This is a genomic window from Candidatus Polarisedimenticolia bacterium (genome assembly GCA_035764505.1).
Taxonomy (GTDB): domain Bacteria; phylum Acidobacteriota; class Polarisedimenticolia; order Gp22-AA2; family AA152; genus AA152.
The window spans coordinates 1-11788 of record DASTZC010000139.1 but is presented as its reverse complement, the minus strand read 5'-3'; the positions used below and the strand labels follow the sequence as shown (position 1 = coordinate 11788).

At 66.9% G+C, this 11788-nt stretch carries 12 protein-coding genes and 1 tRNA gene; 9 read left to right on the top strand and 4 right to left on the bottom strand.

Features of this window, described 5'->3' with window-relative positions; translation table 11 throughout:
* Together VFW45_09795 and VFW45_09790 are read left to right on the top strand one after the other, a co-directional pair.
* Nucleotides 1–709: PIN domain-containing protein (locus VFW45_09795; protein ID HEU5181075.1), on the top strand; the 709-nt coding region annotated here is incomplete at its 5' end.
* Nucleotides 706–1725, top strand: a complete 1020-nt coding sequence (locus VFW45_09790) for a hypothetical protein (GenBank protein ID HEU5181074.1) — start codon at nucleotides 706–708, stop codon at nucleotides 1723–1725. The genes VFW45_09795 and VFW45_09790, both read left to right, overlap by 4 nt.
* Before the next feature lie 24 nt (nucleotides 1726–1749).
* Here the strand turns inward: VFW45_09790 and VFW45_09785 are convergent, their stop codons facing one another.
* From VFW45_09785 to aroF, 4 genes are all read right to left on the bottom strand, one after another.
* The gene (locus VFW45_09785) at nucleotides 1750–2514 is read right to left on the bottom strand and encodes a hypothetical protein (protein HEU5181073.1); all 765 of its coding nucleotides are present in this window, start codon (nucleotides 2512–2514) and stop codon (nucleotides 1750–1752) included.
* A 311-nt stretch (nucleotides 2515–2825) separates the two neighbouring features.
* The gene (gene carA, locus VFW45_09780; GenBank protein HEU5181072.1) at nucleotides 2826–3941 is read right to left on the bottom strand and encodes a glutamine-hydrolyzing carbamoyl-phosphate synthase small subunit; all 1116 of its coding nucleotides are present in this window, start codon (nucleotides 3939–3941) and stop codon (nucleotides 2826–2828) included.
* The gene (locus VFW45_09775; protein ID HEU5181071.1) at nucleotides 3938–4783 is read right to left on the bottom strand and encodes an MBL fold metallo-hydrolase; all 846 of its coding nucleotides are present in this window, start codon (nucleotides 4781–4783) and stop codon (nucleotides 3938–3940) included. Before VFW45_09775 ends, carA begins: the two co-directional genes overlap by 4 nt.
* An 18-nt stretch (nucleotides 4784–4801) precedes the next feature.
* On the bottom strand, nucleotides 4802–5815 hold the full coding sequence (gene aroF / locus VFW45_09770) for a 3-deoxy-7-phosphoheptulonate synthase (GenBank protein ID HEU5181070.1): 1014 nt from the start codon (nucleotides 5813–5815) through the stop codon (nucleotides 4802–4804).
* A gap of 210 nt (nucleotides 5816–6025) precedes the next feature.
* Between aroF and VFW45_09765 the strand changes: the two genes are divergently transcribed.
* From VFW45_09765 to VFW45_09735, 7 genes are all read left to right on the top strand, one after another.
* Nucleotides 6026–6100, top strand: a tRNA-Val gene (locus tag VFW45_09765).
* 89 nt (nucleotides 6101–6189) lie between these two features.
* On the top strand, nucleotides 6190–8124 hold the full coding sequence (gene thrS, locus VFW45_09760) for a threonine--tRNA ligase (GenBank protein HEU5181069.1): 1935 nt from the start codon (nucleotides 6190–6192) through the stop codon (nucleotides 8122–8124).
* Between the two features lie 63 nt (nucleotides 8125–8187).
* Entirely contained in the window at nucleotides 8188–8709 is a 522-nt protein-coding gene (infC, locus tag VFW45_09755; protein ID HEU5181068.1) for a translation initiation factor IF-3, read from the top strand.
* Between the two features lie 49 nt (nucleotides 8710–8758).
* The gene (gene rpmI / locus VFW45_09750; protein ID HEU5181067.1) at nucleotides 8759–8956 is read left to right on the top strand and encodes a 50S ribosomal protein L35; all 198 of its coding nucleotides are present in this window, start codon (nucleotides 8759–8761) and stop codon (nucleotides 8954–8956) included.
* 81 nt (nucleotides 8957–9037) lie between these two features.
* Nucleotides 9038–9397 carry a 50S ribosomal protein L20 gene (rplT, locus tag VFW45_09745; protein ID HEU5181066.1) on the top strand — a complete coding sequence of 120 codons (360 nt, stop codon included), beginning with the start codon at nucleotides 9038–9040 and terminating at the stop codon, nucleotides 9395–9397.
* Nucleotides 9398–9461: 64 nt separating this feature from the next.
* On the top strand, nucleotides 9462–10475 hold the full coding sequence (gene pheS / locus VFW45_09740) for a phenylalanine--tRNA ligase subunit alpha (GenBank protein ID HEU5181065.1): 1014 nt from the start codon (nucleotides 9462–9464) through the stop codon (nucleotides 10473–10475).
* Nucleotides 10476–10479: 4 nt separating this feature from the next.
* A partial coding sequence (locus tag VFW45_09735) for a phenylalanine--tRNA ligase subunit beta (protein HEU5181064.1) occupies nucleotides 10480–11788 on the top strand: 1309 nt, incomplete at its 3' end.

The following is an 11788-nucleotide window of genomic DNA, read 5'->3' as shown; positions in this document are numbered from 1 at the left end:
GGAGAAATCGCGCCACCTGAGCTGGGAGGCGCTGCGCAGCGGCGGCGCGGCGCGCGACGACCGGCCGACACCCAGCAAGATCCTGGACACCAGCGTCATCATCGACGGACGCATCGCCGACGTCTGCGAGACCGGCTTCCTCGACGGCATCCTCCTGGTGCCGCAGTTCGTCCTGAACGAGCTGCAATACATCGCGGATTCCTCCGACCCGCTCAAGCGCAACCGCGGGCGCAAGGGGCTCGACATCCTGCAGCGCATCCAGAAGGGGGTCAACGTCAAGGTGGTGATCACCGCCGCCGACTTTCCGGAGGTGCGCGACGTCGACCTCAAGCTCATCGAGCTGGCCAAGCAGACCTCCTCGAAGATCCTCACGAACGATTTCAACCTCAACAAGGTGGCCCAGCTGCGCGGCGTCGAGGTGCTCAACGTGAACGAGCTGGCAAACTCCCTCAAGCCGGTGGTCCTGCCGGGCGAGTCGATGAGGGTGTTCATCATCAAAGAAGGCAAGGAGCCCAACCAGGGGGTCGGCTACCTCGACGACGGGACCATGGTGGTGGTGGACAACGCCAAGCGGCTGATCGGCAAGACAGTCGACATCGTCATCACCAGCGTCCTGCAGACCACCGCCGGGAAGATGTTCTTCGGCCGCTTCGAGACGCCGCAGGCGGTGGTGACGGAGGAGACCGACCGACTGAGGAAGAACGGATGAGGAGCGTGCTCCGCCGCCTCGCGGTGGCCGCCGCCCTGACCGGCGCCGTATCCGTCGCTCCTTCGCTCGCCGCCACCCACACCTACCTGATTCTGCCTTTCGAGGACTCCGCCCCGGAGCGCTCGCGCGACTGGCTGCGGGAAGCGATGGCCCTGTCGCTCGCCGATTATTTCCTGGGAGCCGGTCAGCACGTCATCGATCGGGAGGAGCGCCTGGCGGCCATGGAAGAGCTCGACCTGCCCGACTCCGCGCCGCTCACGCTGGCGACCTCGCTGCGCCTGGGCCGGCATTTCCGCTCGCGCGACGGGGGACAAGTGCCCGACCGCCTGGTGGTCGGCAGGTACTCGCTGGAAGACGGGCAGATCTCGGCCACCGCCCGGGTCCTCCGGCTCGACGCCAATGCCGCCTTCCCCTGGAAGGAGGAATCGGGAAACCTGCAGGACCTCCTGCACCTTCAACGCTCCCTGGCGCAGTCGCTGCTGCGCAGCGACTCGGTGGGGACGGGCAACCTGGGCTCGCATTCGGACGACGCCAGCGCCGGCCGCAACTTCCCGCTCGTGGCCTACGAGAACTACATCCGGGGGATGATCGAGCCGTCGCCGGCCAAGCAGCTCGGCTATCTCAACAAGGCGGTGGAGCTGTTTCCCGGCTATCCCAAGGCGGGCTACCAGCTGGCCCGGCTGCTGGCCCGATCGGGGAAAAAGAAGGAAGCGGAGGACGTGCTGAAGGGAATGACGGGAGAGCCGTCTCCCTACGGTGCCGAGTACCACGCCTTCAAGGGCACACTCGAGCTCGATGCCGGCCGAATTCCGGAGGCCGAGGCGGAGGCCAAACAGTCGATGTCAATCAGGGAAACCGCTGCCGGTCACATCCTCATGGCCAAGCTGGCGCTGTCCCGCTCCGATGCGGCGCGGGCGCTGCGTGAGCTCGACCGCGCGGAAGAGCTGGATCCCGACGACCCGGACGTCGACGCCCTGCGCCGCCAGGTCACCAAGACCCCCGCCCCCAAATCCTAGGATGCGCATCCGCCCTGACGTGGCCTAGCGGCGGCCGGAGCTGGTGGCGTAGCGGCCGACCAGGAAGGCGTCGTACACGCTCAGGACCCAGATCATCGTGGCGAAGAAGAAGAACGAGAGCCCGAGGATATCGCCGCGCTCTTCCAGGAGCTTCTCCACTCCAAGCCTGGGAAACAGGTGGAAGAACGAAGTGAGGCCCAGCAGCGCCAGCGCGTAGACCTGCCCCAGCACGCAGAACAGGAAGAAAAGCCCCTTGCCCGCCTGTCCGTTCAGCAGCTGCCCCCAGCCCGGCACCAGGGCGGAGGCCAGCGCCGAGACGTACGACACGCCGATCCCATCGAAGCCGCCGCTGCGCGCCTCGCCCTGATGGTAGGCCTGCGCGACGTTGTAGAGCAGGAAGAAGAGCAGCAGGAAATCGGTCGCGGCCAGTCCCAGGAACAGCTCCTCCTCCGAAATCGCGTAGATGTGCGCCACGTCGCGGAAGAAAGGCCAGGCCCGTATCAGGCACCAGTGCGCGGCGACCGCGAACACCTCGGTGAGGAACAGCAGCGCTCCAAGCCTCCACTGCCCGTTGATCACCTGTCCCGCGCCACACAGGAACATGGAGAAGGTCGATGCGAGCGGCGCGCTGAAGCGGCCGCCCGGGCGCAGGCTGTCCCGTCTCGATGCGCGGCGCGTCGCTGTCTGGACGGCGCGCAGGGTGCCGGTGGCGGTCTTCGAGCCTCGCTGCCGCAGCCCCTCCAGCAGGTCCTCTTCCTCGATGATGTAGTAATCGCTCTGCTGACCCATCAGAATTTCCCTCCGCTGCGTTGTGCCCCGCGGCGAGGCGAGATCCGTCCGAGGAGGGAATATAGGTCGCGCGCGCGCAGCCATCCACGGAAAGGCGCGACCTGCGTGGCGCTTGTGCTCGTGGCGAGGCCCTATCTCCCGCGCGACTCCGGAATCGTGATCAGCGGTCACACGGCGCGCCGGACCCCGGGGACAGGCGAGAGGCCCGCGCTCCCGGACCGTGCGTCGCGTGGGCAGACGGACGGATTCGGCTGTCACCGACGCTGACGCCTTGCGCAGCGGATGGGCAGGCGGCTGAGATTGGCGTGGCGTTACGAGCGCTTCTCGTGCGTCAGGATGAGATCGCGGAAGGTGTCGAAGAGCGGGTAGGAATCGAGCGGCCCGGGGCTGGCCTCCGGGTGGTACTGCACGGCCAGGATCGGCATTTCGCGATGCCTGATTCCCTCGACCGTGCCATCGTTGAGATTCAGCTGCGTCACTTCGAGCCCGGGCGGAAGGCGATCGGGATCGACCGCGTAGCCGTGATTTTGCGCGGTGATCAGGACCTTGCCGCTCGCCAGGTCCTTGACCGGCTGGTTTCCCCCGCGGTGCCCGAACTTGAGCTTGAACGTCTTGGCCCCCAGGGCGAGTCCCAGAATCTGGTGCCCCAGGCAGATTCCGAAAACCGGCAGTCGGCCCACCAGGGCACGGGCGCTGCGCACCACCGCGGTGCAGGCGGCCGGGTCGCCGGGACCGTTGGAGAAGAAGATGCCGCGCGGCTTGGACGCCAGCGCCGTCTCGGCGGGCGTGGCCGCGGGAAGGACCGTCACGTCGAAACCGGCGGCGTGGAGCCGGTTCAGGATGTTGCGCTTCATCCCCAGATCGTAGGCGACGATGGGGATGCGCGATCCGGAGCGCGCTCCCTCGATGGCATCGGAAGGCTCGAAGGGATAGGAGGCCGGGCAGGTCACCTTGCCGACGAGATCGATCTCGGCCAGCGATGGAGCGGAGCGGGCGACGATCGCCAGCGCTTCCACATCTCCCCCGGCGGGAGAGAGGACCCCTTTCATGGCGCCGCGCGAGCGGATGTGCAGGGTGAGCGCCCGCGTGTCCACCTCGCACAAGGCGGGGATCTGCGCTTCGACGAGGTACTCGACCAGGCTGCGCACCGATCGCCAGTTGCTGGGCGCGGAGCTGAGGCTGCGAATCAGGAAGCCTTCGACCTGGATCCGATCCGACTGCGGATCCTCCAGATTGACGCCGTAATTCCCCACCTCCGGGACCGTGAGCGCCACGATCTGCCCGCGGTACGAGGGATCGGTGAGGATCTCCTGGTAGCCGGTCATCGAGGTGTTGAAGACCACCTCGCCCCAGCGCTCCAGCGGCGAGCCGAAAGAACGTCCCGGGAAGACCCGGCCGTCCTCCAGGACCAGAACCCCTTCGCTCATCGCTCCTCCACCGACGGCTCGAAGGCCATCCTGCCTCCCTCCTCCCGCAGCGTTCCCACCGGATGCTCTGTCTCATGCACCAGAATCAGCTGCCAGCGTTCGCGCAGCGCCGTCGCCAGGATGCGCTTCTTCGTCTCCAGCGTGGTCAGCGGGAAGGAATCGAAGCCCATGATATAGGGAATGGGGACATGGGCAGTGGTGGGAACCAGATCGGCAGGAAAAAGCGCCGTGCGCCCCCCTCCTTTCATCAAGATACCCTGCATGCCGGGGGTGTGTCCCGGCAGCGGCAGCAGGCTCAAACCCGGAATCACCTCAACCTCGCCTTCGATCAGACGAAGCCGTCCGTCCCGCTGCAGCGGCTCGAAATCCCGGGCGAGATAGCTGGCGCGAGTCCTCTCGTTGAGATGGGTGGCGAATTCCCACTCCGTCGCCTGAACCCAGTAGGTGGCGTTGGGAAATGCGGGCACCAAGCGACCCTCGGCGTCGGAGATGGTGGAGCCGCCGGCATGATCGAAGTGCAGATGCGTCAGGATGACCGTGTCGATCGACGCCGCCTCGACGCCGCGCCGGCCCAGCTCGCCCAGCACGCCTCCTTCCGAGCGCACCGCGTAGATCTCGCGCTCCTTCTCGCTCCACTTCTCCCCCATCCCGGTCTCCACCAGGATGTTGCGGCGCCCATCGCGTATCAGCAGGCAATTGGCGGCGAGCTCGATGCGGTTCTTCTCGTCGGCCGCCCTGACGCGGCTCCAGAGCACTTTGGGCACGATGCCGAACATGGAGCCGCCGTCGAGGCGAAACCGCCCCGCGGGGACCAGATCGACGCGAAGGTCTCCGAAGCGCATGGATCGTGCTCGCTCTATCTATAAGGATCGGGAGACGAGAGGGGCCAGGGCGCGGATCTCTTTCACCAGCTCGGCGAACTGTTCCGGAACCATGGCCTGCGCCCCGTCGGAGAGGGCCCTGTCGGGATGATCGTGCACCTCGATCATGATCCCGTCGGCCCCCACGGCCACCGCCGCTCGCGCCAGCGGGGGGACCCGATCGCGCCGGCCCGTGCCGTGGCTGGGGTCCACCAGGATCGGCAGATGGCTCAGGTGCTTGACCGCGGGGACCACGGAGAGGTCGAGCGTGTTGCGGGCATGATCGGCGAACGTCCTCACGCCGCGCTCGCACAGCATGATCCGGTAGTTCCCCTCCGCGGCCACGTACTCCGCCGACATGAGCAGCTCGTCCATGGTGGCGGCGATGCCACGCTTGAGGAAGACCGGCAGCTTCGATTTCCCGACCCGCTTCAGCAGCGAAAAGTTCTGCATGTTCCGGGCGCCGATCTGGATCACGTCGGCATACTCCTCAACGAGGCTCACCCCTTCCGCGTCCATCGCCTCCGTCACGATCGGCAATCCGGTCGTCTCGCGGACCTTGGCGAGAATCTTGAGGCCCGGCTCCCCGAGTCCCTGGAAAGAGTAGGGAGAAGTGCGCGGCTTGAAGGCCCCGCCGCGGAAGAAGTTCGCGCCTGCTTTCGCCACCAGCTCGCCGATGCCCAGCGCCTGCTCCTCAGTCTCGACGGCGCAGGGACCGGCGATGATGGCCAGCTGCCGGCCTCCCACCTCGCGCCCCCGGATGGAGACGACCGTGTCCTCCCCCTTCATCTCCCGGCTGACCAGCTTGTAGGGCTTGGTGACGCGGATGGCTTCCTTGACTCCGGGCATCGCCTCGAATTCTTCCGCCTCGAGCGGGGCCTGGTTCCCGGTGATCCCGATCGCCACCCGCTCCGCTCCCGGAATGGGGTTGGCCTTGTAGCCCATGCGCTCGATCTTGTCGATCACCGCGTTGAGCTCGGCCTGGGTCACCCCTTTGTCCATCACGATCAGCATGTTGTCGGCTCTCCACCGTCGCTTTTCTGGCGCGATGCGTATAATACCCGAGCCACGCCGGGGGTCGCAATGATCCTCCGGCGGCGTGTAGGGTGCTTGCGCGGCGGACCGAAAGGTTGACAGTCTCTGCGCAACCCATTTACACTGAGCACTTATCGGTGATTCCGACTCCTTCGTCCCGGAGATTCCAGGGACGGGCGGCCGGAGAACAGGCGCGTAGCTCAGGGGGAGAGCACTTCCCTGACACGGAAGGGGTCAGCGGTTCAAATCCGCTCGCGCCTACCAACCGTCGATTCGATCCGAAGAATTCCGAATTCCCGGCCACGTGGAGACGGGATCAGTCCCGCCTCCAGCCGGGCGATCTCTAGAGTGGCATGGATCAGATAAAAGTCTCGCTCCCCGACGGCACCCTCAAGCAGTTCACACGCGGCGTCTCGGCGATGGATGTCGCCCGGGCCGTGGGACCGCGTCTCGCGAAAGAGGCCCTGGTGGCGCGCGTCGACGGCCGTCTGGTGGACCTCACCACGCCGCTGGAGGGCGACGCCTCGGTGGTCATCCTCACCGAATCGCAGCCCGAGTCGCTCGAGGTCTACCGGCACAGCACCGCTCACCTGCTCGCCCAGGCGGTGCAGGAGCTCTTCCCCGACGCCCGGGTGGGCATCGGCCCGGTGATCGAGGACGGCTTCTACTACGACTTCGAGAAGGAGAAGCCCTTCACCCCCGAGGACCTCGAGGCGATCGAGAAGAAGATGCGCGAGATCGCGCAGCGCGACCTGCCGATCCGGCGGCGCGAGATCCCGCGCCGCGAGGCTCTCGATTACTTCGGCGGCAAGGGGGAGCACCTCAAGGTCGAGCTGATCGAGGAAAAGGGGGGCGATCCTGTCTCCGTCTACCAGCAGGGGGACTGGATGGATTTCTGCCGCGGCCCCCACCTTCCCTCCACCGGTCGGATCCGCACCTTCAAACTCCTGTCGATCGCCGGGGCCTACTGGAAGGGAAGCGAAGACAACGCGATGCTGCAGCGCATCTACGGCACCGCCTTCTTCAAGGACGCCCAGCTGCAGGAGCACCTGCATCGCCTGGAGGAAGCGAAAAAGCGCGATCACCGCAAGCTGGGCCCGGCGCTGGACCTGTTCAGCGTGGAGGAGGAGGCCGGACCCGGGCTGATCTTCTGGCACCCCCGCGGCACGCAGGTGCGCCAGGTGATCGAGGAGTTCTGGAAGGAGGAGCACCGCCGGCGGGGCTACGAGCTGGTCACCACGCCGCACATCGCCCGCGACAACCTCTGGAAGCGCTCCGGGCACTTCTCCTTTTATAAGGAGAACATGTACACCTTCGACATCGAGGAGGAGGGGTACGTCCTCAAGCCGATGAACTGCCCGGGGCACTCGCTCATCTACAAGTCCCGGCTGCACTCGTATCGTGACCTGCCGATTCGACTGGCCGAGCTCGGCACCGTCTACCGCTACGAGCGCTCGGGGGTGCTGCACGGCATGATGCGGGTGCGCGGCTTCACGCAGGACGATGCCCACATCTTCTGCACGGCGGAGCAGGCGCCGGCCGAGGTCCTGGGGGCGGTCGATCTCTGCCTGTTCATGCTGCGCACCTTCGGCTACAAGGACTTCCTGGTGGACCTGTCGCTGCGCGATCCGGAGCGACGTGAGAAGTACGCCGGCGACGATGCCGGCTGGGAGATGGCCGAAGGCGCGCTCATCTGGGCGCTGGAGCGGCGCGGCATCCCCTACCGGAGGATGCCGGGCGAGGCGGTCTTCTACGGTCCCAAGATCGACATCCGCATGGTCGACGCCCTCGGGCGCTCCTGGCAGGGGCCGACGGTGCAGTTCGACTTCAACCTGCCCGGACGGCTGGACATCCACTACCTCAACTCCGAGTCGAAGGAGGTGCCGGTGGTGATGATTCACCGCGCCGTGCTGGGGTCCCTGGAGCGCTTCTTCGGCGGACTGGTGGAGCACTATGCGGGCGCCTTCCCTCTCTGGCTCGCGCCGGTGCAGGCAAGGGTGCTGCCGATCACCGACCGGGTGGCCGATTACGGCAAGACAATCCGCGACCGTCTCGTGGAAGCGGGGCTGCGGGCCGAGCTGGACGATCGCAACGAGAAGATCGGTGCCAAGATCCGCGACGCGGAGATGCTCAAGGTCCCCTTCATGCTGATCGTGGGCGACAAGGAGGCCGCGGCGGGCACCGTCGCGGTGCGGGTTCGTCACCAGGGAGATCGCGGCTCCCAGGAGGTGGCCCCGCTAATCGAGGAGCTGCAGCAGCTGGTGAAGACCCGGGCCCTCGCCCCATGAGGCTCCCCGGCACACGGAACACTCTCTCCGGCCGGAGGATCCGGCCCACATTCCGGGGTGTGCATGGATAATGAGTCCATTCGAAAGACGCGGGTCAACGAAAAGATCAGGGCCCGGGAGGTCCGGGTAATCGGCTCCTCGGGGGCGCAGCTCGGGATCATGACTCCCGAGACCGCGTTGAGGATGGCGCAGGAGGAATCGCTGGACCTCGTGGAGGTGGCTCCCGAAGCCAATCCTCCGGTCTGCCGCATCATGGACTTCGGCAAATACCGGTATCAGCTGAACAAGAAGGCCCAGGAATCCCGCAAGAAGCAGAAGGTCATCGTGGTCAAGGAGGTGAAGTTCCGCCCCAAGACCGACGAGCACGATTATCAGTTCAAGAAGAACAACATCTCCCGGTTCATCGGCAAGTCGAACAAGGTCAAGGTCTCCGTCATGTTCCGCGGCCGCGAGCACCAGCACCGCGAGATCGGCCAGCGGATCCTGGATCGGATCCGGACGGAGCTGGAAGAGGTGGCCATCGTGGAGAGCCCGCCCCGCATGGAGGGGCCGTTCCTCTACATGCTGATGGCCCCCAAGCGCTGAGCGCCCCCGAGGCGCCTTTCGCCGGGAGAATCCCGGCCGGAGTCGAGTCATGCCCAAACAGAAGTCCCATCGGGGCGCCGCCAAGCGCTTCCGGATGACCGCAGGCGGCAAGGCCAAGCGGTCCCAGGCGTACAAGCGCCACATCCTTACCAAGAAGACGCGCAAGCGGAAGCGCCACCTGGACCAGGAAATCGCCGTGAGCCCTGCGGATCTCGCCAAGATTCGCAGGATGCTCCCTTATGGGTGAGCCGGGCTCCCGGCACGCAGAACAAGGGACGACGTCCGAGCGCCGTCCCCACGACGCAGGCAACGACAAAGGAGAGTCCCGATGCCGAGGGTAAAACGAGGCACGAAGCGAAGAGCGAAGCGCAAGAAAATACTGAAGCTGGCAAAAGGCTTCTATGGCGCGAAAGGGCGGCTGCACCGCATCGCCAAGCTGGCGGTGGAGAAATCGCTGCTTTCCGCCTACAAGGACCGCAAGCGCAAGAAGCGCGATTTCCGCAAGCTCTGGATCACCCGGATCAACGCCGCCGCCAGGACGAACGAGATCTCCTACAGCAGCCTGATGGCGGGCCTCAAGAAGGCCAACGTGGGACTGGACCGGAAGATCCTCGCAGAGCTGGCAGTGGCCGATCCCCAGGGGTTCGCCGAAGTCGCCTCGGTGGCCAAGAAGGCCCTCTCCCGATAACCGGAGCGCCCGGAAGCTCCCGCCGTCTGGGGAAGCCGGGGTCGCCCCTACGCCGAGGCCGGCCATGCTGGAACGTCTGCGGTCCCTGAAAGACCGCTTCGACTCCGATCTCGCCGGCGCTTCGCAAGCCGACGCGCTCGGCCGCATCCGCGCGGACTACCTGAGCCGCAAGGGCGGGGAGCTTTCCCTCCTGCTGCGCTCCCTCAAGGACGTCGAGCCCTCCTTACGCCCCGAGGTCGGCAGCTCCCTGAACGAGCTGAAGGCCTACATGGAGGAGCGTCTCGCCCAGGCCGAGGCGTCGCTGGCCGATGCCCGCCTGCCGGCGGATGCCCTGGACGTCACCCTGCCCGGCAGGACTTCGCGCGCCGGCACCCTGCACCCGGTCCACCAGACGCGGCGGGAGATCGAGGAGATCTTCCTGGAGATGGGCTTCTCGCTGGCCGAGGGCCCCGAGGTGGAGACCGACTTCTTCAATTTCGTCGCGCTCAACTTCCACGCCGACCATCCGGCGCGCGACACCCAGGACACTTTCTACCTGGAAGGCGACCTGCTGCTGCGCACGCATACCTCGCCGGTGCAGATCCGGACGCTGAAGGCGAAGCCGCCGCCGGTCAAGATCATCGCGCTCGGGAAGGTCTACCGGCGCGATTCCGACGTGTCGCACTCGCCGATGTTCCATCAGGTGGAGGGGCTGGTGGTGGCGGAGGGGGTGACCTTCGCCGACCTGAAAGGGACGGTGCTGACTTTCGCGCGGCGCATCTTCCGCGACGATACGCGCGTCCGCTTCCGACCCAGCTACTTTCCCTTCGTCGAGCCGGGGGCGGAATTCGACCTGAGCTGCGTCCTGTGCGCCGGGGCGGGTTGCGCCACCTGCAAGCACTCGGGGTGGCTGGAAATGGGCGGGGCCGGCATGGTGCACCCGGAGGTGCTGCGTGTCTGCGGGCACGACCCGGAGCGCTTCTCGGGCTTCGCCTTCGGATTGGGGGTGGATCGCATCGCCATGCTCAAGTTCGGCATCGACGACATCCGTCTCTTGTTCGAAAACGATCTGCGCTTTCTGGACCAGTTCCCGGGGTGACGGCGTGCGCTTCAGCGACGAGTGGCTGAGAGACTGCCTGGATACGCAGCGCTCCCCTTCCGAGATCGGGGAGACGCTGACCGGGGTGGGGATCCCGCTCGATTCCCTGGAGCCATTGCCCGATCGCCGCGACACCATCTACCACTTCGATATCTCCACCAACCGCCCCGACTGCATGAACCACCTGGGGCTGGCGCGCGAGCTCAGCGCCGCCGGGGCGGGAAGCCTGCAGCCGCCCGGTCCAGCCGCCGCGCCGCCGCCTCCCTCTCCGGCGCCGCTGGCCTCGGTAAAGGTCGAGGCGCCCGATCTCTGCGGCCGCTACTCGGCTCTCATCCTGCAGGACGTCAAGGTCGCCGATTCCCCCGCCTGGGTCTCGCGCCGCCTCGAGGCCATCGGAGTGCGCTCGATCAACTCGGTGGTCGACGCCACCAACTACACGCTCTGGGAAATGGGCCAGCCGCTGCACGCCTTCGACCTGGCGAAGGTGGCGGGGCGCGCCATCCGCGTCCGCCGGGCAAAGCCGGGCGAGCGCCTGACGACGCTCGACGGCGTGGAGCGCAAGCTGGATGCCGAGACGCTGGTGATCGCCGACGAGCGCCGTCCGCTCGCGCTGGCCGGCGTGATGGGGGGGCGTGATTCCGAGATCGGTCCCGCCACGCGGGAGATCCTGATCGAGAGCGCGCACTTCCTGCCGGCCTCGGTGCGCGCCACCGCGCGCCGCTTCTCTCTGCACACCGACGCCTCTCATCGCTTCGAGCGCGGGGCCGATCCCGAGATCACGCTCTCCGCCGCGGCGCGCTGCGCCGAGCTGATTGCCGCCTGGTCGGGCGGCCGCGTGGCGGCCAGCCTGGAAGACCGGCCGACCCCCGCGCGCGGCCGGACGATACCGCTGCGGCCCGACAGGGTCCGACGGCTCCTGGGGCTGAAGATCGAAGAGGACGTCATGCGCGACGTATTGCAGCGGCTGGGTTGCCGCGTCGATGCGGGCCGGGCGGAAGCCTGGAGCGTGGCTCCCCCGTCGTTCCGCGGCGATCTCGCGGTGGAAGAGGACCTGGTGGAGGAGATTGCACGCCACCACGGCTACGAGAAGATCCCCGCCACCCTCCCGCGCGTCTTCGTCTTCCCGGAGGGACGCTCCGACTCGTCCCGGGGGATCGAGGGCGCCGCCCGCGCGGCGCGCGAGTGCGGCTTCAGCGAGGCACTGAACCTGAGTCTGGTCCCGCGGGAAGGGAACCTGGCGTTCGGAGACGTCTCCGGAGGCGTCACGATTCTCAACCCGCTGACCGAAGGCTGGGACCGGCTGCGCTCGAGCC

Excerpts from the sequence above, each read along its gene's own strand:
- thrS (HEU5181069.1), top strand. The coding sequence starts at position 6,190 with ATGGATCAGATAAAAGTCTCGCTCCCCGACGGCACCCTCAAGCAGTTC.
- infC (HEU5181068.1), top strand. The coding sequence starts at position 8,188 with ATGGATAATGAGTCCATTCGAAAGACGCGGGTCAACGAAAAGATCAGG.
- pheS (HEU5181065.1), top strand. The coding sequence starts at position 9,462 with ATGCTGGAACGTCTGCGGTCCCTGAAAGACCGCTTCGACTCCGATCTC.
- VFW45_09790 (HEU5181074.1), top strand. The coding sequence starts at position 706 with ATGAGGAGCGTGCTCCGCCGCCTCGCGGTGGCCGCCGCCCTGACCGGC.
- VFW45_09785 (HEU5181073.1), bottom strand. The coding sequence starts at position 2,514 with ATGGGTCAGCAGAGCGATTACTACATCATCGAGGAAGAGGACCTGCTG.
- VFW45_09775 (HEU5181071.1), bottom strand. The coding sequence starts at position 4,783 with ATGCGCTTCGGAGACCTTCGCGTCGATCTGGTCCCCGCGGGGCGGTTT.
- aroF (HEU5181070.1), bottom strand. The coding sequence starts at position 5,815 with ATGCTGATCGTGATGGACAAAGGGGTGACCCAGGCCGAGCTCAACGCG.
- rpmI (HEU5181067.1), top strand. The coding sequence starts at position 8,759 with ATGCCCAAACAGAAGTCCCATCGGGGCGCCGCCAAGCGCTTCCGGATG.
- carA (HEU5181072.1), bottom strand. The coding sequence starts at position 3,941 with ATGAGCGAAGGGGTTCTGGTCCTGGAGGACGGCCGGGTCTTCCCGGGA.
- rplT (HEU5181066.1), top strand. The coding sequence starts at position 9,038 with ATGCCGAGGGTAAAACGAGGCACGAAGCGAAGAGCGAAGCGCAAGAAA.